Source organism: uncultured Helcococcus sp. (genome assembly GCF_946998255.1).
Taxonomy (GTDB): Bacteria; Bacillota; Clostridia; order Tissierellales; family Peptoniphilaceae; genus Helcococcus.
The window spans coordinates 1-21679 of sequence record NZ_CAMPYN010000017.1 but is presented as its reverse complement, the minus strand read 5'-3'; the positions used below and the strand labels follow the sequence as shown (position 1 = coordinate 21679).

The 21679-nt window shown below is 31.9% G+C and carries 19 protein-coding genes, 3 tRNA genes and 1 pseudogene; 12 read left to right on the top strand and 11 right to left on the bottom strand.

The genetic code is table 11. From position 1 onward, the window contains the following. From Q0U66_RS02630 to Q0U66_RS02620, 3 genes and pseudogenes are all read right to left on the bottom strand, one after another. Nucleotides 1-264, bottom strand: a pseudogene (locus tag Q0U66_RS02630) (sugar ABC transporter permease); the annotation flags it as partial. A gap of 1 nt (nucleotide 265) precedes the next feature. Continuing rightward, nucleotides 266-691, bottom strand: a complete 426-nt coding sequence (locus Q0U66_RS02625) for a hypothetical protein (protein WP_297377178.1) — start codon at nucleotides 689-691, stop codon at nucleotides 266-268. Nucleotides 692-764: 73 nt separating this feature from the next. Beyond that, a complete protein-coding gene (locus tag Q0U66_RS02620; RefSeq protein WP_297377176.1) occupies nucleotides 765-2102 on the bottom strand; it encodes an extracellular solute-binding protein in 1338 nt (445 codons plus the stop codon). A gap of 362 nt (nucleotides 2103-2464) precedes the next feature. On the opposite strand from Q0U66_RS02620, the gene Q0U66_RS02615 reads away from it, so the two are divergent. Together Q0U66_RS02615 and Q0U66_RS02610 are read left to right on the top strand one after the other, a co-directional pair. After that, complete coding sequence (locus Q0U66_RS02615; RefSeq protein WP_297377173.1) at nucleotides 2465-3301, top strand: 2-oxo acid dehydrogenase subunit E2; 837 nt, start codon at nucleotides 2465-2467, stop codon at nucleotides 3299-3301. Between the two features lies 1 nt (nucleotide 3302). Further along, complete coding sequence (locus tag Q0U66_RS02610; protein ID WP_297377171.1) at nucleotides 3303-3488, top strand: DUF4250 domain-containing protein; 186 nt, start codon at nucleotides 3303-3305, stop codon at nucleotides 3486-3488. A gap of 56 nt (nucleotides 3489-3544) precedes the next feature. On the opposite strand, the gene Q0U66_RS02605 is transcribed toward Q0U66_RS02610, so the two are convergent. The 5 genes from Q0U66_RS02605 to nagB are packed head-to-tail and all read right to left on the bottom strand — an operon-like array spanning nucleotide 3545 to nucleotide 7667. Then, on the bottom strand, nucleotides 3545-4918 hold the full coding sequence (locus tag Q0U66_RS02605; protein WP_297377169.1) for a sulfatase-like hydrolase/transferase: 1374 nt from the start codon (nucleotides 4916-4918) through the stop codon (nucleotides 3545-3547). A 19-nt stretch (nucleotides 4919-4937) separates the two neighbouring features. Further along, nucleotides 4938-5492 (bottom strand): chromate transporter, encoded by a 555-nt coding sequence (locus Q0U66_RS02600; RefSeq protein ID WP_297377167.1) that lies wholly within the window; start codon nucleotides 5490-5492, stop codon nucleotides 4938-4940. Next, nucleotides 5489-6070: a chromate transporter gene (locus Q0U66_RS02595; RefSeq protein ID WP_297377165.1), complete on the bottom strand. Its 582-nt coding sequence runs from the start codon at nucleotides 6068-6070 to the stop codon at nucleotides 5489-5491. Before Q0U66_RS02595 ends, Q0U66_RS02600 begins: the two co-directional genes overlap by 4 nt. Nucleotides 6071-6076: 6 nt before the next feature. Continuing rightward, nucleotides 6077-6946, bottom strand: coding sequence for a formylglycine-generating enzyme family protein (locus Q0U66_RS02590; RefSeq protein WP_297377163.1), 870 nt, complete (start codon nucleotides 6944-6946; stop codon nucleotides 6077-6079). 1 nt (nucleotide 6947) lies between these two features. Next, nucleotides 6948-7667 carry a glucosamine-6-phosphate deaminase gene (gene nagB, locus Q0U66_RS02585; RefSeq protein ID WP_297377161.1) on the bottom strand — a complete coding sequence of 240 codons (720 nt, stop codon included), beginning with the start codon at nucleotides 7665-7667 and terminating at the stop codon, nucleotides 6948-6950. Nucleotides 7668-7763: 96 nt separating this feature from the next. Here nagB and Q0U66_RS02580 point away from each other — a divergent pair, with 96 nt between their 5' ends. Next, nucleotides 7764-8654: a C39 family peptidase gene (locus Q0U66_RS02580; protein WP_297377159.1), complete on the top strand. Its 891-nt coding sequence runs from the start codon at nucleotides 7764-7766 to the stop codon at nucleotides 8652-8654. A gap of 42 nt (nucleotides 8655-8696) precedes the next feature. Here Q0U66_RS02580 and Q0U66_RS02575 read toward each other — a convergent pair whose 3' ends face one another. Further along, nucleotides 8697-9875, bottom strand: coding sequence for a CapA family protein (locus Q0U66_RS02575; protein ID WP_297377157.1), 1179 nt, complete (start codon nucleotides 9873-9875; stop codon nucleotides 8697-8699). Nucleotides 9876-9969: 94 nt separating this feature from the next. Between Q0U66_RS02575 and cdaA the strand changes: the two genes are divergently transcribed. From cdaA to rlmB, 5 genes are read left to right on the top strand one after another with little or no spacing between them, the layout of a single operon-like run. Next, nucleotides 9970-10803: a diadenylate cyclase CdaA gene (gene cdaA / locus Q0U66_RS02570; RefSeq protein ID WP_297377156.1), complete on the top strand. Its 834-nt coding sequence runs from the start codon at nucleotides 9970-9972 to the stop codon at nucleotides 10801-10803. Next, a complete protein-coding gene (locus Q0U66_RS02565; RefSeq protein WP_297377154.1) occupies nucleotides 10790-11989 on the top strand; it encodes a CdaR family protein in 1200 nt (399 codons plus the stop codon). Before cdaA ends, Q0U66_RS02565 begins: the two co-directional genes overlap by 14 nt. A gap of 11 nt (nucleotides 11990-12000) precedes the next feature. Continuing rightward, nucleotides 12001-13479, top strand: a complete 1479-nt coding sequence (gene gltX / locus Q0U66_RS02560; protein ID WP_297377152.1) for a glutamate--tRNA ligase — start codon at nucleotides 12001-12003, stop codon at nucleotides 13477-13479. Between the two features lies 1 nt (nucleotide 13480). Beyond that, nucleotides 13481-14875: a cysteine--tRNA ligase gene (gene cysS, locus Q0U66_RS02555; RefSeq protein ID WP_297377150.1), complete on the top strand. Its 1395-nt coding sequence runs from the start codon at nucleotides 13481-13483 to the stop codon at nucleotides 14873-14875. 3 nt (nucleotides 14876-14878) lie between these two features. Continuing rightward, nucleotides 14879-15616: a 23S rRNA (guanosine(2251)-2'-O)-methyltransferase RlmB gene (gene rlmB, locus Q0U66_RS02550; RefSeq protein ID WP_297377148.1), complete on the top strand. Its 738-nt coding sequence runs from the start codon at nucleotides 14879-14881 to the stop codon at nucleotides 15614-15616. A 192-nt stretch (nucleotides 15617-15808) separates the two neighbouring features. Here rlmB and Q0U66_RS02545 read toward each other — a convergent pair. Continuing rightward, nucleotides 15809-15882: transfer RNA gene (locus Q0U66_RS02545), tRNA-Cys, on the bottom strand. Nucleotides 15883-15978: 96 nt separating this feature from the next. Between Q0U66_RS02545 and Q0U66_RS02540 the strand changes: the two genes are divergently transcribed. From Q0U66_RS02540 to Q0U66_RS02525, 4 genes are all read left to right on the top strand, one after another. After that, complete coding sequence (locus Q0U66_RS02540) at nucleotides 15979-17739, top strand: ABC transporter ATP-binding protein (protein ID WP_297377146.1); 1761 nt, start codon at nucleotides 15979-15981, stop codon at nucleotides 17737-17739. Continuing rightward, nucleotides 17723-19753, top strand: a complete 2031-nt coding sequence (locus tag Q0U66_RS02535) for an ABC transporter ATP-binding protein (RefSeq protein ID WP_297377144.1) — start codon at nucleotides 17723-17725, stop codon at nucleotides 19751-19753. The genes Q0U66_RS02540 and Q0U66_RS02535 overlap by 17 nt, the downstream gene beginning before the upstream one ends. Before the next feature lie 125 nt (nucleotides 19754-19878). Then, nucleotides 19879-19954 (top strand) — tRNA-Lys (locus Q0U66_RS02530). 43 nt (nucleotides 19955-19997) lie between these two features. Further along, a tRNA-Gly gene (locus Q0U66_RS02525) sits at nucleotides 19998-20072 on the top strand. A gap of 100 nt (nucleotides 20073-20172) precedes the next feature. On the opposite strand, the gene Q0U66_RS02520 is transcribed toward Q0U66_RS02525, so the two are convergent. Further along, nucleotides 20173-20931 carry a DUF4362 domain-containing protein gene (locus Q0U66_RS02520; RefSeq protein ID WP_297377142.1) on the bottom strand — a complete coding sequence of 253 codons (759 nt, stop codon included), beginning with the start codon at nucleotides 20929-20931 and terminating at the stop codon, nucleotides 20173-20175. Nucleotides 20932-21679: the final 748 nt, after the last annotated feature.

Sequence of the window (21679 nt, the reverse complement as noted above, 5' to 3'; positions counted from 1 at the left end):
TACAGCCTTGTAATATGTTTCTTCAAGATCTCTAATTTTTTTATTTTCTATATTAGAAAATTTTTCTTTTGCCTCTTTTTCTATTCTTTCTAAAAAATCTTTTTCTTTATTTTTGAAATCTTCCAATTTTTTTATGTATGGATGAGATTTTTTATCAATATTTTTCTTTTCAGAAGGGGAGGCTTTTAATAAATCTACAATATATTGATTTTTTCTAGGATATGATCTTCCAACGCTATCATATACTAATTTAGAGTAACCCATATTAAACCTTCCTTTTGTTTACTGGTGCTTTTATGACACATATAATTAATAAGATATACAAGATGATTAAAATGTAATAAAATACAGAATTTAACCTAAAACTTATTACCGTGTTGAATAATCTTAACCCTAAAATTGCTGCGAAAATAAATTTATAGAGTTTCTTTATTCCTAATTTTTTATGTGTAGCAAATGTATATATGCTTATAATAACTGGTTCAAAGATAGATGCTAAAAATGACATTATAATAGTATTTAAATAATCACCTTGGCTTGAACCTGGATTATTTTTTAAAAAAGCATTTAGAAACTCTGTGCTTTTAGCCAGCATTAGAGATTCCATTGATGATACTAATATAATTAGAAATGTGATAATTAGTATTTTTAATAAATATTTTTCTTGTAATTTTTTAATTTCTTGAGTCATAATTTACCTTTACTAATAAATGAAAAGCCAAAACATAAGTTTTGGCTATTCATAAATATATTTACTTATACTATTATTTGATTGATTGCATCATACTTGTAAATGAAGCATTTAATTCTTTGTATGCGGCTTCTGCATCAGCTGGATTTACAGTGTTCCATGATAGTACACCATTTTTCCATGTATCCCATACCTTACCAAATTCTTTGAATAGTGGTCTTGGTTCTGATACCTTGTATGATTCAAATACGTTTGATATTACATCTTTATCAAATTGTGATAAATCTGAATCTGTATAAACTTTTACGTCAATGTTTTCTAAGATCTTACCTGTTGCCTTGTATAGGTCTACAGCGTGATTTGGATTTAGAATTTCTTCAATCATAGCTACAGCTAAAGCTAATTTGTTAGTATCTTCTTCTATTCTTGAGTTAGCTACTAGTGCCCAACCACCTTGCCAGTGTTTTAATGGTTGTCCAGCTACAGTGATGTGATTGATTGGTTTAACTTCCATGTTTTCTGCACCAGCTAATCCTTGGAATTTGCCAGCATCCCATGGCCCAGCAATTAATGCTACACCGTTTGCGCCAGTTGTAAATTCTTTATCTACATAACCCCAAGCTGCTTCATCGTCGAATAATGCTGAGTTAGCTTCTCTATGTTTCTTCCAGTAGTTGTAAATTTCACCAAATACTGCTTTTTGTGTATCATTTAAGTCAGCATATGCACCTGTATATGTTGATTCAAAAGCTGAATCTTTTTTAGCTAATAATTCTAAACCACCAGCTAGGTTAGGTGCTACACCATACCAGGCATCAAATAATGGTAATAAAATTTCTGCTTCATGTTTAGCATTTGCTACTTCTAAAGGTTTTTCTACATCTACGCCAGCTGTTTGAGCGTTAGCCTTGTTTACAAATGTAACTAGAGTTTCAATATTATATGGGAATGCTAAGTAGTCATCTCCATCTTTGAAAAATCCACCTAAACTCTTATCAAAGTCTGAGTATCCACCTAATTTTTCAGCAATTTCTTTTGCTGGTAGGGCAGCTAGGTATTCATTTGTTTTGTAATCTTCAAATCTGTCTGCTGGTAATGCGTATAAATCAGCAACGTCTTTGTTTGTTGTATCTGTGTTTTGGATTACTTCTAAGTGGTCAAAAGCACCTTTGATTGATAGGTTTACTTTTGTACCTGGGTGAGCTTTTTCTACTCTTTCAGCTGCTGCTTGGTAGTAATCTTTCCATCCTTCTTCAGCTTGTACAGTAATTTCTGTACCTTCAGCTATGGAAGCGGTTTCTCCATTTGTTTCTTTGGCTTTTCCGCCATTGTCCTTACCATTTGAACAAGCTACTAGTGATAATACTAAAACTAAAGCTAGTAATAATGATAAAATTCTATTTTTTTTCATGATCCCTCCTATTATTTTGCAACCCATGAAAACGGTTGCGTTTGACTATAGTATATCCTGGTTCTTGTATTCTGTCAATAATTAATTGCATATATCTCTTGATTATTATATCTATTTATATGCTTTATAAGGGTAAAAAAAATTATAATAATATTTTAAATCACTGAATATATTAGAAAACTAGGAAAACACCAATCATTTTTTGTTAAAAAATATACTAAGAATTATAATTCAAGCAAGCCTTTCGAAGTATTAAGGAAAATTAACAATTAACCTATAAGCTTTTTTATCAACTTTTTATGCTTGGTAAATTAGCGTTTATATTGTATTATAGTAATTGAACTTAAATAGTAGGAGTAATAATGGTACTAAAAAGAAAAGATGGTTATAGGATCAAGGTGGATGCATTTTCTAGATTTATACCTTTAATAATGAAGGAAAGAAATGATGCACTTGTGTACTTAACCCAAGAGATTAGTTTAACTAGTTTAGATGAATACGTAAAAAGAATATATGAAGAGACAGGCATTAGAGTGTCATACATGCATATTATTTACAGTGCTATTGTTAGGACCTATAAAGATATGCCGCATATAAACAGATTTATTATGTCTGGTAAGCACTATATGAGAAATAATATAGAGATATCAATGGCTGTTAAAAAGAGTTTAAGTGTAGATGCTGAAGAAACAACACTTAAGTTTAAATTTGAAGGAAATGAATCACCTTTAGAGATAAAGAAGATGCTTGATGATCAAATTAACTTAGAAAAAAATCAAGAATCAAATAAGAATAATTTAACTGATTTATTTGTTAAAACTTTGGAAAACATTCCAACCTTTCTACTGAAATTTATAGTTGGTGTTTTGAAAACCATGGACAAGATAAATCTAATGCCAAAGAGTGTCATAGATGCTAGTCCATTCCATGCCTCAGCCTTTATAACCAATTTGGGTTCTATAGGTTTGGATGCAGCCCTTCATCATATTTATAATTTTGGTACAGTTGGTGCATTTTTATCAATAGGTAAAAAAGGAAAAAAACTTGTCATGAAAGATGGGGAAGTAGTGGAAGAAAAAATTATGAATATAGGTTTTGTTATAGATGAAAGAATCTGTGATGGATACTACTATGCAAAGGCTATGAGACAATTTTATAAGTATCTACAAAAACCTGATTCTCTTGATAAAGAGGACTAAAATGAACTATTTAGAATTAGATGAAGCTATGCTTTATAGTATGGTGAATATGAAATTAAGAGATTTTTATAGGGACTTGGAAGATTTTTGCCTAAGTGAAAATGTTGATCAGTCAGATTTCAAAGAAAGATTAAATGAATTAGGACTAAACTATAATAAAGACACAAATCAATTAGAATTTAAATAAAAAAATCCCGGTAACAGGCTATACATAGTTTCTTACCGGGATTTTAATTTAATATTTTATTTAGCTCTTTCTATGATAGGCTCTTTTTCGCCAGCCCTTACCATTTCTTCTTTTAGGATCTGGCAAAGTTCATCTCTTATATCTTTGTAATCTTCATCATTTACAATATTGTTAAGCTCAAAAGGATCTTTCCTTAAATCGTACATATAGTCATCTTCATAATAATCGCTAGAAGCATGCTCAAAACCATTCTTACCTGGTGCATGGACTGCATATAAAAAGTCTTTTGTGCGAATAGCTCTTCCAACTCTACTTTCACTTATTTGTATAAAGGCTAGGTTTCTTCTATCAACCTTTTGATCAGATATAAGTTTTGTAAGGTCTTCACCAATCATCTTATCACCTATATCTTTACCAGCTATAGCAAGTATAGTTTTTGCTAAGGATCCGGTGGAAACTACATCATCTATTCTCTTTGCCTTGTTAAAACCTGGTCCATATATGACTAATGGCACATGTGATGCTGAAGAATGAGCTGTTCTTTTATAGTCATCTAATCCATTTAAGTTTTCATCATTGTTTCTTGTTTTAAAATGAGATCCATGATCTGAAATAAAGATGATTACAGTAGAATCAAATAGATTTTCTTCTTTTAATCTATCAATTATCCTTGCTAAGTTATCATCTATACTTCTAATTTGTCCAAGATAGTCAGGATATTCTTTGTGGGCATCTGCTTTAGGATATATTTCTGATAATACTTCCAAGTCCTTAGGTAGGACATAATCCTTAAATCTTTCCTTGGATCCAATAGGTCCCTCGTAAGTTTTCCTATCATTTTGATGGTGGGGTTCTATATGAGATATAGTCAAGAAAAATGGTTTTTCTTTATCATACTGGTCAAAAAATTCTAGGGCAAAATCAGTGATTTTATCAACCCTATATCCTTTAAATTCTCTTTTTTGATTATTTTCATCAAATACATAACCATCATAACCATGTGATGTTGCTTCTAAGACATCTGCAACCCTCCAAAATCCCTTGTAACCACCTCTAAACTCTAAAGGTACAGCTGTAGTTTCATGGTCGTATTCCTGATTGCCCTCAAGGTCTCCACTAGATGCCAGGTGCCACTTTCCTACATAGGCATTTTCATAGCCTTGGTCTTCCATATAATTAGCCAAGGTTTTTATGTCATGGGGAAGCATAATATTATTTCTATAGGTACCTATTGTTGTAGGATATTGTCCGGATTGAAATATGGACCTTAGTGGACCACAAACTGGTTGGGGAGAATAGGCGTTTTCAAATAAAACACCTTCTTTTGCTAGTTTATCTAGAGTAGGTGTCACATCGATAGGATAGCCATATGCTCCAATAGTATCCCATCTTTGTTGGTCGGTGAAATATAATAAAATATTTTTTTTCATAGTAGACTCCTAAAAGTTTTTATAAAATAGGGGTTAGGATTAATCCGAGTATAGCTCCAATAACTATCAATTTAATGATACCTAATTTAGTTTTCTTTAGAACTAATCCAATCAAAAAAGTAACAAGGGCCACATAAGATATAGAATCTAAGCTAAAAGTTCCTCCATTAAAAACTGAACCCTTAATCATATCTATAGTTGCGATGGTGATAAGACCAGCAACTGCAGGTCTTAAAGCCTTTATGATTTTATCCATAAAAGATATTTCTTTATCAGAGAAATATAGTTTTGCTAAAAGCACCATTATTATTAATTGAGGAATAACTATTGCTAAACTAGCAACTACAGATCCTAGGATACCTGCTAATTTTGTGCCAACAAATGTCGCTGCGTTTAAAGCTATAGGTCCTGGAGTCATCTGTGACAGGGTAACAACATCAGTCATTTCTCTCATACTTAGCCAAGTGTGTTGGTTGACCACAATCTCTTGTATAAAGGGTAAAATAGCATAACCACCACCAAAGGCTAAAAAACCAATTTGAAGAAAGCTAATAAAAAGTTTTAAATAAATCAATTTTTACCCCCTTCATATTTTTCTACAAGGCTATAATAAACAAATCCGAAGATGCCTGTTACCAGCATTATTATTCCCGTATTTATATTTACTATATATGATGCAACAAAGGCCGAAACCATGATTATAGCTGAGATATAAATGTTATTTTTTAAGGCTTGTCTAATCATATCTATAGAAGTCCAGACTAATATGGCGGCTATTATTCCACCCATACCTGTTAAGGCAGCTTGGACATAGTAGTTTTCTGAAAAAGCCCTATAAAAATATGAGATTAGCGTGATTATAACAAGAGATGGAATAGCTGATGCTATAGTTGCTAATATAGCTCCAATGATGCCATGCATCCTATATCCTGCTAAAATAGCACAATTTATAGCCATAGATCCAGGTCCAGAATTTGCTATAGCAACCAAATCGATCATTTCATCTTCTGAGATTAAATTTCTTTTTATTGAAAATTCATCCTTCATTACCGGGACTATAGTATATCCACCTCCAAAGGTGAAAGATGATATTTTTAGAAATATTAAAAACATTTGTCTTAAACTAATAGTATCTTTTTTTTCTTTATTCATAAAACCTCACTTGCATACTCTAAAACCGCAATTGCTAGTTGTAGAAGAGGCTGTGTTTCCATTTCTAGCGCCCAGTCTATACCTATTGCAATAAGAGTCATGGCATAAAAATGACCCACCTCTCATTGCGAATTCAATATTATTATCAATATTATCTAAATTTACTGGTGGAATAAGCTTGTAAGTAAATTTTTTAAAACTATCTAAATCCACATATCTAGGGTTGGCGCACCATTCCCATACATTTCCAATCACATTGTAAAGACCAAAGTCATTTGCTTCAAAAGACCTAGCAGGAGCTGTTCCTAGATAACCATCTTCCATAGTATTTGTATCAGGGAAGTCCCCCTGCCAAATATTGGCTAAATATTTATCATCTTTTATAAAGTCAGGACCCCATGGCCACTTATATAAAGATCCTGCTCTTGCTGCATATTCCCATTCTGCTTCAGAGGGAAGTCTAGTTTTACTCCACTCACAAAAGGCCATGGCATCAAACCAAGATACATGGACAACTGGATGGTCCATTATTTCTTCTATAGTTGAATCAGGTCCAAAAGGATGCCTCCAACAAGCGCCGTCAACATAATACCACCAAGATAGATTATTGACTTGCTTTGATTTTTCCTTAGTTTCTTGGTCCAGTAGAAGGTGAAAAACATAAGATCCCTTATTTTTCTCTGCGGTTGTAAGGTAATCTGTAGCATCTATAAACTCTTTGAATTGGGCATTGGTTATAGTGGTTTCACTAATCTTGAATTCTTCTACAAAAAGACTTACCTGAGGAGTCTCTTTATCTAGAGGGTGGCCATCATTTGAAATAGCTCCCATCAAAAAAGTACCCTCAGGTATGTCTATAAAATTAATATCTAACATATTATTTTGCTGCCTCTTCATCCATTATTATGGTTACATTAGGGTGTAATTTAATAAGGGAAGCAGGAATGTTTGTACTGATTTTATCATTATTAAAATATTTCATGATTTCATTTTTGCTTGGACCAGAAGCTAGTAAAATTATATGTTTGGCTTTTAGTATAGATCCAATACCCATGGAGATAGCTTCTTTAGGAACTTCATCCTTAGAATCAAAGTATCTAGAATTAGCTTCAATAGTAGCTTCTACCAAAGGTTCCACGTGTGTATGAAGAATTAATTCTTCTGCAGGCTCGTTAAATCCGATATGACCATTTGTACCAATTCCTAAAATTTGGATATCAGCATATGATAAATCTTCCAAGATTTTTTCATAATTTTCACATTCAGCTTCAAGGTCTTCAGCCTTACCATTAGGAACATAGGTATTATTTTTATCTATATCTACATGGTCAAATAGTTGCTTATTCATAAAGTATCTATAGCTTTGTTCATGGTTTCCATCTAGGCCAATATATTCATCAAGATTGTAAGTTTTTACATCTTTAAATGAAATTTCACTAGCTTCATAGGCTTTAACTAGCTCAGCATACATCCCTTCAGGAGTACCACCGGTAGCCAAACCTAAAACAACGTTAGGCTTTTCATTGATTAAATCTATTATAAATTCAGCAGCTTTTTTGCTTAATTCTTCATAATTTTTGCTTACAATAATATCCATAATTCCTCCACAAATGTTATAATATTATATGTTAATATTACTATATAGAGAGAGATTTAACAAATAGACATTTGAATAATGATAGGAGTTTAAGAGATGGAAATTATAAAAAAAATACTCTTTACACTGATAGGTTTAGCTACTGCTATAGCTTTGATTTTTTCGATTTGGTTTAATAAATCTGAAAAAAATAAAGAAAATGAAGCAGGAACTTCCAATACAAGTGTAGAGAATAATACTATAAAAGAAACAGAAAAAGAAGATGAAAAAATAGTCGAATTCAAAAATCCTTTTTCTCAAACAAGTATCAGTAAAGAGGAAGATGAGAGACTTTATGCACAACTTCCGGATGAGTTGAAAAAACAGGCTGATAAATACCCAGAAGCAAGGTCTAGCCTTTTACAATATGAAAAATACAAAAATGATACAAGTAAAATTGATATCAGTAAGGAAATTAAAGATATTGAAAGACAAGATAGGGGAAGAAATAAGATTCCTTATTTTAACCAATGGGATGTAAGATGGGCCTTTAAGAAAATTGATGATGGACATTTTTCTGTATCGGGTTGTGGACCTACAGTCATGTCTATGGCTTATATGGGATTAATAGGTGAAAAAGATTTAAATCCTTATGCTATGGGACAATTGGCTAACAAAGAGGGTTACTACATTCATGAACTTGGATCCCTACATACTTTATTTACAGAATTTTCAAATGAAATAGGATTAAATAGTAGGTATATTTCAAAAAACTTTGAATCTTTAAAAGGAGCAATTGACAGGGGAAGTCTTGTAGTCTTTCATGTGAAAAATAATGGAATAGGCGATTTTACTTACAGTGGCCATTATATTTTAGCAACAGATTATGATGAAGCTGGGCAGGTGACTATATTAGATCCTAATTCCTACGATAATACCAATAAAAAATGGGATTTTGACAGGATACTTTCACAAACTGCTAACATGTTTGAAATATCAAAACAATAATTAAAAAATTCAGACTAGTAATAACTAGCCTGAATTTTTCTTTTAATCAAGTTTTTCATTAATCTTTTCCATAGTCATTTGATAAGCTTTTTTACCCCTATCCTGGTCCTGGTAATCCTCAGCTAAGAGCACTTGGTGTAGACGAAGTCTATCCTTTACAAGAGTTCTTTTCATCCAAGTAGGGTGGACTTTATATTCACTTAAGCTAACTTTATTGTCTTTAAAGTCCTTTTTAAACTTCAAATCAACTACAACACCTTGCTCAGTTCTTATATCATCAAGGGTTTCAAGAGTTTGGTTAGATATGAAATTACCCATGGAATGTATAATAAAACCTTCTCTGCCATCAGGGCTTTTGTGTGTTTCTGCCTGCAAGACTACATGGGGGTGGCTACCTAAAACTGCATCTGCACCCCAATCAATCATGTCCCTAGCAAGTTTAATATATTCTTGAGAGTTTTTTTGAACATATTCTTGTCCCCAGTGAGGATAGATAATAATTATATCTACATTTTGATCTTTTAAATACTTTATATCATTTTTTATAGTTTCAGGCTCGAGCATGTTTATCATATTTTTTTTCTCTTGAGTATCTAGTCTAACTTCAAAACCATTTAAACTGTCTGTATAACCTAAAAAACCGATACTTATATCATTAACTTTTGTAATATAATATTTGTCTTTTATATCTTTTTGAGTTCCAAAATGTGCCAAACCAGCCTTTTCAATTTCATCAATAGTTGTGGCCACACCTTCCAAACCTGTGTCCATAGTGTGATTATTTACAGTTGATAAAATGTCGATACCAGCTTCTTTTAAGTATTTCAACAAATCTGCGGGAATATTAAATGTTGGATAAGATGCAAGCTCCCATTCAGGATTTATAGGGCTTTCTAGATTAGCTACAGTCATATCTGCATCTTGTAAGAAGTCCTTAATTAGTGCATAATGGTCAGAAAAATCATAAGACCCATCTGTACCTTTATATCTTCCATAATCAACTAGAGCTTTGTGGTATAAAATATCTCCCATAGCCTTTATTCTTACTTCTTTAATTGGATAAACTTCTTCTTTAGTCTCTTCTAGCTTGCTTTCTTTTATTGTTTCCTTAACTATAGAATCTTCTTTATTTATTTTTTTATCATATATTATTAAGCCGGCTAAAATAGCAGTTAAAACAAATAAAATAATAGATAGTCTTCTAATATATTTATCTTTCATAATTACTCCTATCATAATCTTTAAAAAGATATTATCATTTTTTTTTATATAAGTCTAAAATATGATAAACTATTATATTGAAAGGTGGTAGTTTGTGGATTTTTTAAATGAAATAAGAATGGCTTTCTTAGCCTTAAAAATTACAGATATCATAGATATACTAGTGATGACTTATATCATATATAAGTTAATCATGTCGGTAAAAGAAACCAGAGCTGCACAATTATTAAAAGGTCTGGTTGTTGTTTTAGTGTTTTCAAGGATAGCCCAAGCGCTAAACCTTTATACCGTCAATTGGTTGATATCAAATATATTTACCGTAGGTTTGATGATTATAATTGTAGTTTTCCAACCAGAATTACGTAAGGCTTTTGAAAAAATTGGTAGAGGTAACAGCTTATTTAACTTTGCCAAGATAAGAAGTAGAGATTATGAGATGAAAACAGACGAGATTGCTAATGCTGTTTCGTCAATGGCAAGACAAAAAATAGGTGCCTTGATAGTCCTAGAAAATGAATCATCATTAAAAGAAATATCAGAGACAGGTACATATTTAAATGCTGAAATTTCTAGTGAATTATTGATAAATATATTCTTCCCAAACTCACCACTACATGATGGAGCGGTTATTATAAAAGAAGAAAAAATAGTAGCAGCAGGTGCCATATTACCATTGTCAGACAATTTCAATATTTCCAAAGAACTAGGTACTAGACATAGGGCAGCCCTTGGTATGAGTGAAAAATCAGATGCATTTATAATTGTTGTATCAGAAGAAACAGGTGTTGTCACAACAGTCTACAAGGGTGAACTTTCTAGAAATATTGATACTGAAACATTAAAACAAAGCTTAAATAACTTATTTGTAAGGCAAGACGAATCAATATTTAAAAAAGAAGCTGAAGAGGTGAGAGATGGACGCGATTAAAAAAAATTGGAAGGTTAAACTCCTATCTTTAACTATAGCTATCTTTCTATGGTCATATATTATGTCCACAACTAACCCCAAGGTAAATGTAAGGCTTACAAATATACCAATAATATATGAAAATACAGATTATTTAGAAAATAATGACCTTATGGTATCGCCGAAGACTAAAAAAACGGTAGACATTACTGTTAGTGGCCAGAGGTCAACTATTGTAAATATAACTCCGCAACATGCGAGAGTTACTGCAGATTTTCAGTCTTTAGATGAAGGAGTCCATACTGTAGCCTTGAAATATTCTTTACCAGAAGGTGTGACCTTAGTAGATTATGATAAAGATATGACTGTAACAATAGACAAGGTTATAAATAAGGAAATGCCTGTAGAAGTTTACAATATAGGTGATTTAGAGGAAGGTTTATTAATACAATCAAGGTTAATAAACCCTGAAAAAATTTCAATTAAAGGTTCAAGAGCATTAATTGATCAAGTAGATAAGTTGTTAGTGGACTTAGACTTAAATAATTTAACTAATAATATTTCTGTTAATAGAAAAATAAGAGCAGTCGATGAAAAAGGTCAAGAAGTAACTGGTCTTACCTTTGGTCAAGAATTTGTTAACTTGAATGTTCAAGTTGAAATGCAAAAAGAAGTCGAGATAGAGGCAAAAGTCAAGGGACAACTTGCCGGCGACTATAGGTTGACAGATTCTAATCTTAATAGAGATATTGCCTTTGTACAGGGACCTGCAGATGTAATAAGAAATTTAACAAAGATAGAAACGCAGGAAATAAATATTTCATCTATGACTTCTAGCAGAACAGTTCCTGTAAAATTAGATTTGCTGCCAAATGTAAGGCTAGTAAACCCTGAATTCAACTATACAGTTGATTTAGTTATACAAGAAAAAGTTGATAAACGATTTGAGATACCAAGTTCAAATCTAAAAATAGAAAATACTGAACCAAAAGATTTTGAAATTGAAGAGAAGACTATAAATATAGTTTTAAGAAATTTTTCTGAAGAATTAGAGAAGATTGAAGAGGGACAAATAGAGCTGCAAGTTGACATAAGCAATTTGAGTCCTGGAGAGCATGACATAAAACCTAAAGTTTATATCAATGGAGAGTTAGCTGAAGACAGTCTCATAAAAGAAATATCAAATATTAAAGTTGTTATTAAATAATGGAGGATAAAATGAGTGATGTACGAGTAAGATTTGCGCCAAGTCCAACAGGGTATGTGCACATTGGTGGTTTAAGAACTGCCCTATATAATTATTTATATGCTAGAAACAATGGCGGGAAATTCATTTTAAGAATTGAAGACACCGATAGAACTAGATATGTGGAAGGTGCCATTGAAAATATGATTGAAGTATTACAATGGGCAGGCCTTGACTATGATGAAGGTGTATATATCGGTGAAGATGGACAAATTATTGAAAAAGGACCACATGGACCATATATCCAATCAGAAAGAGTAAAGCAAGGCATTTATGATAAATATATCAAAAAACTTTTAGATGAAGACAAGGCCTACTACTGCTTCTGTACTCAAGAAAGACTTGATAATTTAAGAGACCAACAAAAGGCTGATGGTTTAATGCCAAGATATGATGGCCTATGCCGTGGTATATCAAGAGAAGAAGCTGAAGAAAGAGTAGCTAATGGCGAAAAACATGTAGTAAGAATAAAATTACCTGCAAACAAAGATATTCACTTCAACGATGCTATCAAGGGACATATATCAATAAACACAAATGATATGGATGACCAAGTGCTTATAAAATCAGACGGATTCCCAACCTATCATTTTGCTGTAGTTGTAGATGACCATGATATGGAAATCACACATGTTATAAGAGGGGATGAATGGGTTTCATCAACACCAAAACACGTTTACCTATATGAAGCCTTTGGATGGGAAGCTCCAACCTTTATCCACCTACCAACCGTTTTAGGTCAAGACAAGAAAAAATTATCAAAAAGAAATGCTGACGTTTCAGTAGAAGACTTCAAACACAAGGGTTACTTAAGAGATGCTTTAATCAACTATATAGCCCTAGTTGGATGGTCACCAGAAACTAACCAAGAAATACTTTCACATGATGAATTGATTGAACAATTCTCCTTTGACAGGGTGTCAAAATCAGGTGGTGTATTTGATGTTGACAAATTAGACTGGGTAAGTAGCCAATATATTAAAAACTTATCAGACCAAGAATTAGCAGATGCTATCAAACCTTACCTTGAAGAAGCAGGATATATTGATGATTCCTTTGATCAAGATGAATTATTAGAAATTGCTGCAACCTTTAAGACAGGTATAAGCAAGCTATCTGATATAGCAGGACAAACAGACTTTATTTTTGCTGATTATAAAAATGGAGACTTCTATTCTTCAGTAAAAGAATTATTTGAATCTGAAGATGCAAAGAAAGTTCTTAAGAGAGTTATAGAAATATTAAAAGAAGAAGAAATGAATGAAGACCTAGCTAAATCAATCATGAAGACGGTTAAGGAAGATACTGGAGTTAAAGGTAAATCTTTATTCATGCCAGTTAGAGCGGCTTTGACAGGTGCTGAACATGGACCTGAAATGCTTCATGTTTTCATGATTTTAGGCAATGAAGAAATGATAAATAGACTAAACTATGTTTTAGAGAATTTTTAACATGAAAATTTACAACACATTAACTCGAAAAAAAGAAGATTTTAAAACATTAGAAAAAAATAAGGTAAAAATGTATGTATGTGGACCCACAGTTTATAACTATATCCACATAGGAAATGCCAGACCTTTGGTGTTTTTTGACACAGTAAGAAGATACCTAGATTATAAGGGCTATGAAGTAGATTTTGTTATGAATCTTACAGATATAGACGACAAAATTATTGATAGAGCCTTTGAAGAAGATGTAGATTTTAGAACAATCACAGATAAATATATAGGTGAATTTCTAAAAAATGCTAGAGATCTAAATGTAGAAACAGACAAGATGACATTTCCACAAGCTACCGATTATATTGAAAATATGGTGGACTTTATAAGCGGTCTTGAAAAGATGGATGCAGCTTATGATACTGAAACCACAGTCTATTTCAATGTTGATAAGGCTAAAGATTATGGTAAGTTATCAAAAAAACACCTAGAAGATTTAAATCATGGTTCTAGAGTGGATATCTCTGAAGAAAAAAGAAATCCTATGGATTTTGCCTTATGGAAAAAACAAAAAGATCCAAAAGAACCTGCATGGGATAGCCCATGGGGTAAGGGGAGACCAGGTTGGCATATTGAATGTTCAACTATGGCTAAGGAATTACTGGGTGAAAATATTGATATCCATGGTGGAGGAGAAGACTTGCAATTTCCTCATCATGAAAATGAAATAGCTCAGTCAGAAAGTCTGCATGGTCATGCCTTTGCAAACTACTGGATGCACAATAGCATGATAACTGTAGACAAGGAAAAAATGTCCAAGTCACTTGGGAATTTCTTTACCCTTCATGATATTGAAAGGGAATATGACCTTGAAATTATAAGACTTTGGTTGATATCAAGCCACTATAGGACACCTTTAGATTTCTCAAGAGAATCCTTAGATGCTATAACTAATGCCTATAAAAGGTTGAAAAATACAAGACAAAATATAGATAGGCTTATGGACCTTGTAGATGATAAAAATGATATTTTATCAGAAGAGGTTAAAAAAGGTATAGACAAGATTGTGGCTGACTTTGAAAAATCAATGGACGATGACTTCAATACAGCAAATGCTATAGCAGCCTTATTTGAATTAAATAAATATATAAATAGCAACTTTGATGAAGATTCTCAAAAAATTGACTTAGCATATGCTAAGGAAAAATATGATAACTTACTAAATGTTTTAGGTGTTAAATTTAAAACTGAAATATTAGATAAGGACATAGAAGATTTAATTGAAGAAAGAACTAAAGCAAGACAAAATAAAGATTTTGCAAGAGCTGATGAAATTAGAGATCTTTTACAAGAAAAAGGCATTGAATTAAAAGATACTCCTAGCGGAGTAGTTTGGTCCAGGGAGTAGAATATGTCTGAAATAATTTATGGGAAAAATTCTGTATATGAATATTTAAAAAGCCAAGATGCTGGTAAAAAGATTATCTTACAAAATAACCATAAAAAAGATAAGTTTAAAGATATACTATCCTTGGCCAAGAAAAAAAATATAAAAGTAGAAAACCTAGATAAAAAAGACTTAGACAAGCTAACAGATTTTGGTAACCACCAAGGTGTAGTCTTAGAAATAGAAGATTACCAATATGCTAATTTGGAAGAAATTTTAGAAATAGTCAGTCAAAAAGATGATTCCATACTTATGATTTTGGATGAAATTACTGATCCTCACAATTTAGGAGCAATCATCAGGACTGCTGAAGCTGGGGGATTAGATGCTGTTATTATACCTAAACATAGGTCAGCAGAGGTAAATGCTACAGTTCATAAGACTTCAGCAGGAGCAACTAGCTTTATGAAGGTTGCAAGAGTTACCAATATAAATCAGACTATAGAAAAATTAAAAGAAGCTGGTTATTGGGTCTATGGAGCAGATGGACATACTGACAAGTCCTATGACCAAATAGATTATTCAGGTAAGACCTGCTTAGTCATAGGAAATGAAGGCAGAGGTATATCTAAAAAGACTAAAGAAAAATGTGATGACCTGGTCAAAATACCTATGATAGGCCAAACAGAATCCTTAAATGCTTCAATATCAGCAGCTGTGTTGATATATGGAGCCTTACTACAAAAGAAACACAAGTTTTAAAAATATATATATTATTTACCTAAGAAACTCAATATTTTTGAGTTTCTTTTTATGGTAAAGGGGTATAAGTATAAAATACTAAAATGAATTACTGAGAAAATAGAAAATATTGGCAAATTGAAATAAACTTGTTGTCATTTTGTTGCCATAAAAAATAAAAGACGTGTAAAATACACGTCTTTAACTAATGTTTGGAGGCGACGACCGGATTTGAACCGGTGCTCGCGGTGTTGCAGACCGATGCCTTACCACTTGGCTACGCCGCCAAAACAATTACTTAATTATTATAACAGATAAGAATATTTTTTCAAGCTTAGACTGTTATTGTATAATTAGAATGTTAGATTATGATAGGAGGAAAAATGTTAACATTATTAAAAAGAATGGGGAAAAAAGGTTTCCTGTATCTTTGCCTTATAATTGCTTTAATTGCAGGGCAAACATATTTTGACCTATTGATTCCTGATTATATGGCTGAAGTTACTGCCTTGGTACAAACACCAGGAACCAATATTAATAACATACTTATAAACGGTGGATATATGTTGCTAGCAGCTCTAGCATCACTAGTGTTGGCAGTTATAACTGGATATTTTATCGCAAATTATTCTTCTATAATAGCCTACAATATAAGATCCGATTTATTTAAAAAAATACTAAATTTATCACAGGGAGATATAGATGAATTCACCCCTTCTAGTTTAATAACTAGGACTACAAACGACGTAAGTCAAGTTGAGATGTTTGTTGGTTTTGGTACTATGATTATTATAAAATCACCAGTTATGGCTATTTGGGCTATAAGTAAAATTATAGGAAAAGGTTTTGAATGGACTATGGCTATGGCTGTTTCAATAGCAGTTATGATTGTTATAATGATTATTTTGATTAAAACTGTAGTACCTAAGTTTAGTATAATTCAAAAATCCATAGATGATTTAAACTTAGTTTCGAGAGAAAACTTAACAGGTATTAGAGTTGTTAGAGCATTTAATGCTGAAGCATATCAAAAAGATAAAATTTCAAAGGTTAATGAAAAACTTACAAAAGTTTCTAAACAGACTCAAAAAATTTATGCAATTATCATGCCTATGATATTTTTCAACATGCACCTGTTGACTCTAGCAATCTATATAATTGGTGCGGGTATGATTACATCATCATCCCTTCCAGTAAAAATAGAAACCTTTGGTAATATGATAGTTTTCTCATCATATGCTATGCAAGTAATTATCTCATTCTTAATGCTTGGTTTCTTGGTTGTTATGTACTCTAGATCGCAAATTTCTTCAAAACGTATAAATGAAGTTTTTGATGCTGAAATAACTATTAAGGATGGTAATATCGATGTTCCATCAGATTCACAAGTATTAGAATTTAGAAATGTATCATTTAAATATCCAGATGCCCAAGAAAATATTTTAAATAATATTTGCTTTACCGCTAAAAAAGGTGAAACTGTAGCCTTTATAGGTCAAACAGGATCTGGTAAATCAACAGTAGTAAACCTTATACCTAGGATGTATGAAGCGACCCAAGGTGAAATCTTAATTGATGGGGTAAATATCAATGATATGACTATGGAAAGTCTAAACAATAAAATAGGTTTTGTTCCACAAGAAGCTGTTATGTTTAGTATGTCAGTGGCAAACAATACAAGATTTGGTAGGTCTGCTAAAAATATTGAAATAGATGATATTAAAGAAGCCATAGAAGTTGCCCAAGGTAAAGACTTTGTAGAAAAACTTGATGACCAGTATGATTATATGGTAGCAAGAGGTGGTACCAACTTATCTGGTGGACAAAAACAAAGATTGTCTATAGCAAGAGCTATTGCTAGAAAACCATCAATTTATATATTTGACGATACATTCTCAGCCTTAGACTTCAAAACTGAAGCAACTTTAAGGAAAGAATTATCAGACTTTACAAAAAATGCTATAAGTTTATTAGTTTCTTCAAGGGTAGGTTCTGTAATGAGTGCAGATAAGATAATACTCTTAGAAAATGGAAGAATGGTTGGCCAAGGTAGTCACAAAGAACTATGGGAATCTAATGACTTATATAGAGAAATAGCATTGTCACAACTATCAGAGGAGGAAATATATGAATCAATCAAATAAGACTCCAAAGACTAGTTTTATAAAATCACTAGGTAGAAATCTACAAGAGATGAAAGTTTTTAGAAAAAGCTTATATCTAGCTTTTCTATTTACAGTATTGGCAGCTATCTTATCTTCGATAGCTCCATCCAAATTATCAGATCTTGCAGATGAAATATCTAAATCTTTAACCGTAGACTTTGAAGAAATAGGTAAGGTAAGCCAAGAAATTGGTATAAACTTACAAGAAGAAAATCCACAAGATATCGAGTATGATGGTAATATAATAAGTCTTGATGACCAAAAAAATTATATTAATATTTTAAGTGAATTAAAAGAAAATAATATAAGTCTTGATGAAAATGCTGAATTAAGCGAAGACCAGCAAGCCATGTTGTTAGATTCTTATAAGAAGTTTCCACAATCAATCATAAATATTGTTGAACCTAGCTTAGATATGGATGCTGTATGGTCGATAGTGAAACTACTTATAATCATATATATAGGTTCGTTTACTTTTTCTTATATACATGGATTGATGATGGCAGAAGTTACAAATGATTATGCCAAACAGCTTAGAAGTGATGTTGCAGATAAGATAAATAAATTGCCATTAAATTACTTTGATACAAATAAGGTTGGTGATATATTATCACGTATGATAAACGACGTTGATCAAGTATCATTCAACTTAGGAGATTCACTGGGGACTATAGTAAGTTCAACTGCCCTTCTCTTGGGTTCAGTAGTGATGATGTTTAAAACCAATTGGATGTTAGCCCTTATTGCTATATTGTCATCCTTATTTGGTTTCCTATTTACAGGAATTATCATAGGAAAATCACAAAAATATTTCAGACAAAGACAAAAAGTTTTAGGGGATATCAACGGTCATACTGAAGAGATTATTTCAGGAGTAGAAGTTGTTAAAATTTACAATGCTAAGGAAGAAACTGAAGAAAAGTTTGATGAATTAAATGATACTTTATTTTCTTCTTCAGTAAAATCTAAGTTTTTATCAAATATGTTACAACCTTTCATGAACTTTATAGGTAACTTTGGCTACCTAGCAGTTTCTATAGCAGGTGCTATATTTGTATCTAAGGGATATATAAAATTTGGTGTTATTGTAGCCTTTATGACATATGTAAGATTATTTACAAACCCATTATCAAGGATAGCTCAGGCCTTAAGTGCTTTACAAGCTTCAGCTGCTGCATCAGATAGAGTTTTTGAATTTATGGATGAATCTGAATTGGTGGATGAATCTCATATAAATAACTATCTAGATCCTCACGATGTAGAAGGGGAGATAGAATTTAAAAATGTAGTATTCCAATATCCTTCAAACGATGAACCTACTATAAAAGGATTCTCAGCCAAGGCCTTGCCAGGACAAAAAATAGCTATAGTTGGACCTACCGGAGCTGGTAAGTCAACCATGGTAAACCTACTTATGAAGTTCTATGAAATATCCCAAGGTGATATATTGATAGATGGAAATTCAATTCATAATATTAGTAGGGAAAATATTCATTCCTTATTTACTATGATTTTACAAGATACCTGGCTATTCCATGGAAGTGTTAGGGAAAATATAGTTTATAATATGAAAGATATAAGTGATGATGAACTAACGACCCTACTTGAATTTATAGGTCTTACACACTTTGTAAAAACTCTTCCAGAAGGCTTAGATACAGTAATCAAATCTAATGATTCAGTATCAGCAGGTCAGAGACAGCTTCTAACAATTGCTAGAGGTATGTTAAAAGATGCGCCTTTCTTGATACTTGATGAAGCAACATCAAATGTTGACACAAGGACAGAAGAGGTGATACAAGAAGCTATGGACAAGTTAATGTATGGTAAAACATCATTTATTATAGCCCATAGATTATCTACCATAGTAAACGCAGACCTTATCTTAGTTATGAAAGATGGAAATATAATTGAACAGGGAACCCATAAAGAACTATTAGATCAAAAAGGTTTTTATGCTGACTTGTACAATTCTCAATTTTCATTAAACTAATTAGCTATATGAAGATTTGTAAAAACTTGCTATATAGTACTAATTAACTTATAATGAATAAAGAACAAATTTACCAGAAAAAAAGCTTGACAAGATTTTTTATAGGTTATATAATTATCTAGTCAGCTTGATTAGCTCAGCTGGTAGAGCAGCGGACTCTTAATCCGTGGGCCAAGGGTTCGAATCCCTTATCGAGCACCAAAAAATAAAATAAATGGCGAAAATTTTATTTTCGCCAGCACATGCGGATGTGGCTCAGTGGTAGAGCATCGCCTTGCCAAGGCGAGGGTCGGGAGTTCGAATCTCCTCATCCGCTCCATAAAAAAACTTACGGACTTAATTGTTTGTAAGTTTTTATTTTATATAAAACTAAAAAAAGTTCTCTTCTATAAAAGAGGACTTTTTTCATGCTTTCATATTTAGTTAATAGTTGCTATCACAAATACATTATCTGTTTCAAAATTTTCTTCTGTTATGTCTTCGTTGTGTAAAACCCAATATAAGTTATTATTATCTTTATATTCTGATATATAATTAAATTCTTTTAATTGGATTATTCTATCAGTTTCTGCTGCAAATTTATCTCTTGTATTATCAGTAACTACATATAATTTATCTGTTTTATCATGATATAAAATATCTATTAAGGTTAAATCGCCTTCAACAGTGGTTTGAGCTATTCTAATAAATGCTGTCTTTTTATTTTTGTAATCTTCCATAAATTCGCTATATAAATTATCATTATGAACCATTGTATCTATAACAAAACAATTATCTTTTTGAGCATCGAAAGATGTGTATTCCTTTGATAAATTTCTTATATCTTTATTTTTTGTAAGTTTAGTATTATAAAAATCATTCAAGCTATTTATACTAATGTTATTTTCTTTATTAAGGTCGTTATCTTTTGGTAATTCATATTTCATAAACCAATTTCCCATTTTTACACCTATATTGTTTTCATAAGGCTCATTAGGAGATACTCCAACGTATCTAATAACTTTATAACCTAATCCCCAATATGTCACTTTACTACCATCATCACTAACTACTTTGATACAATACTTTGGCTCATGTCCTGTAGTAACTCTACCACTATCTATATAGTTTGTTATAAATCCTGCAATTATAAGTATTATTAAAAATATTCCTACACCAATACCTAGCTTCTTTTTCATAAGGTTCCCCCTTCATTTACCACAGCTTAAAACTACTATTTTTTGTTTTAATTATATAATTAAATCTAAAAATTATCCATACTATAATTGAATGGGAGTAAAATTGTGACGGGTCACAATTTTACGTCATGACACGACAAGCACAAACGAAGTGGAGTGCGAGTCGATGTCTGGCCCATCATCATCGAATGAAGAAAAATGTGACCGAGTAGGGAGCATTTTTAGAATGAGATGTGAAATTTAATAACAATTTATTTCTAATGTTTTTGGAGAAAGAATAGGTCCTTAGCTGATGTGTATTTACTTTAACCTAAAACTAGTTCAGGAGAAGACGAAGTCTAAAATTTGAACTATGTCAAGGCTCAAAACTAGTTCAGGAAAAAACGAAGTTTAAAATCTGAACTATGTCAGGGCTCAAAACTAGTTCAGGAAAAAACGAAGTTTAAAATCTGAATTATGTCAAGGCCCAAAACTAGTTCAGGAAAAGGCGAGGTTCAAAATCTGAACTATGTCTAGGCCCAAAACTAGTTCAGGAAAAGGCGAGGTTCAAAATCTGAACTATTGCTATGCTCAAAAATAATTCAGGATAAGGTGAGGTTCAAAATCTGAACTATTCCTAGGTCCAAAACTAGTTCAGAAGGAGACGAAGCTTAAAATCTGAACTATGTCTAGGCCCAAAATAAGATAATTCTCCTAAACTACCTAATAATTTTCACAAAATTTTTTAAAAAATTTCGTGTTTTCTGTT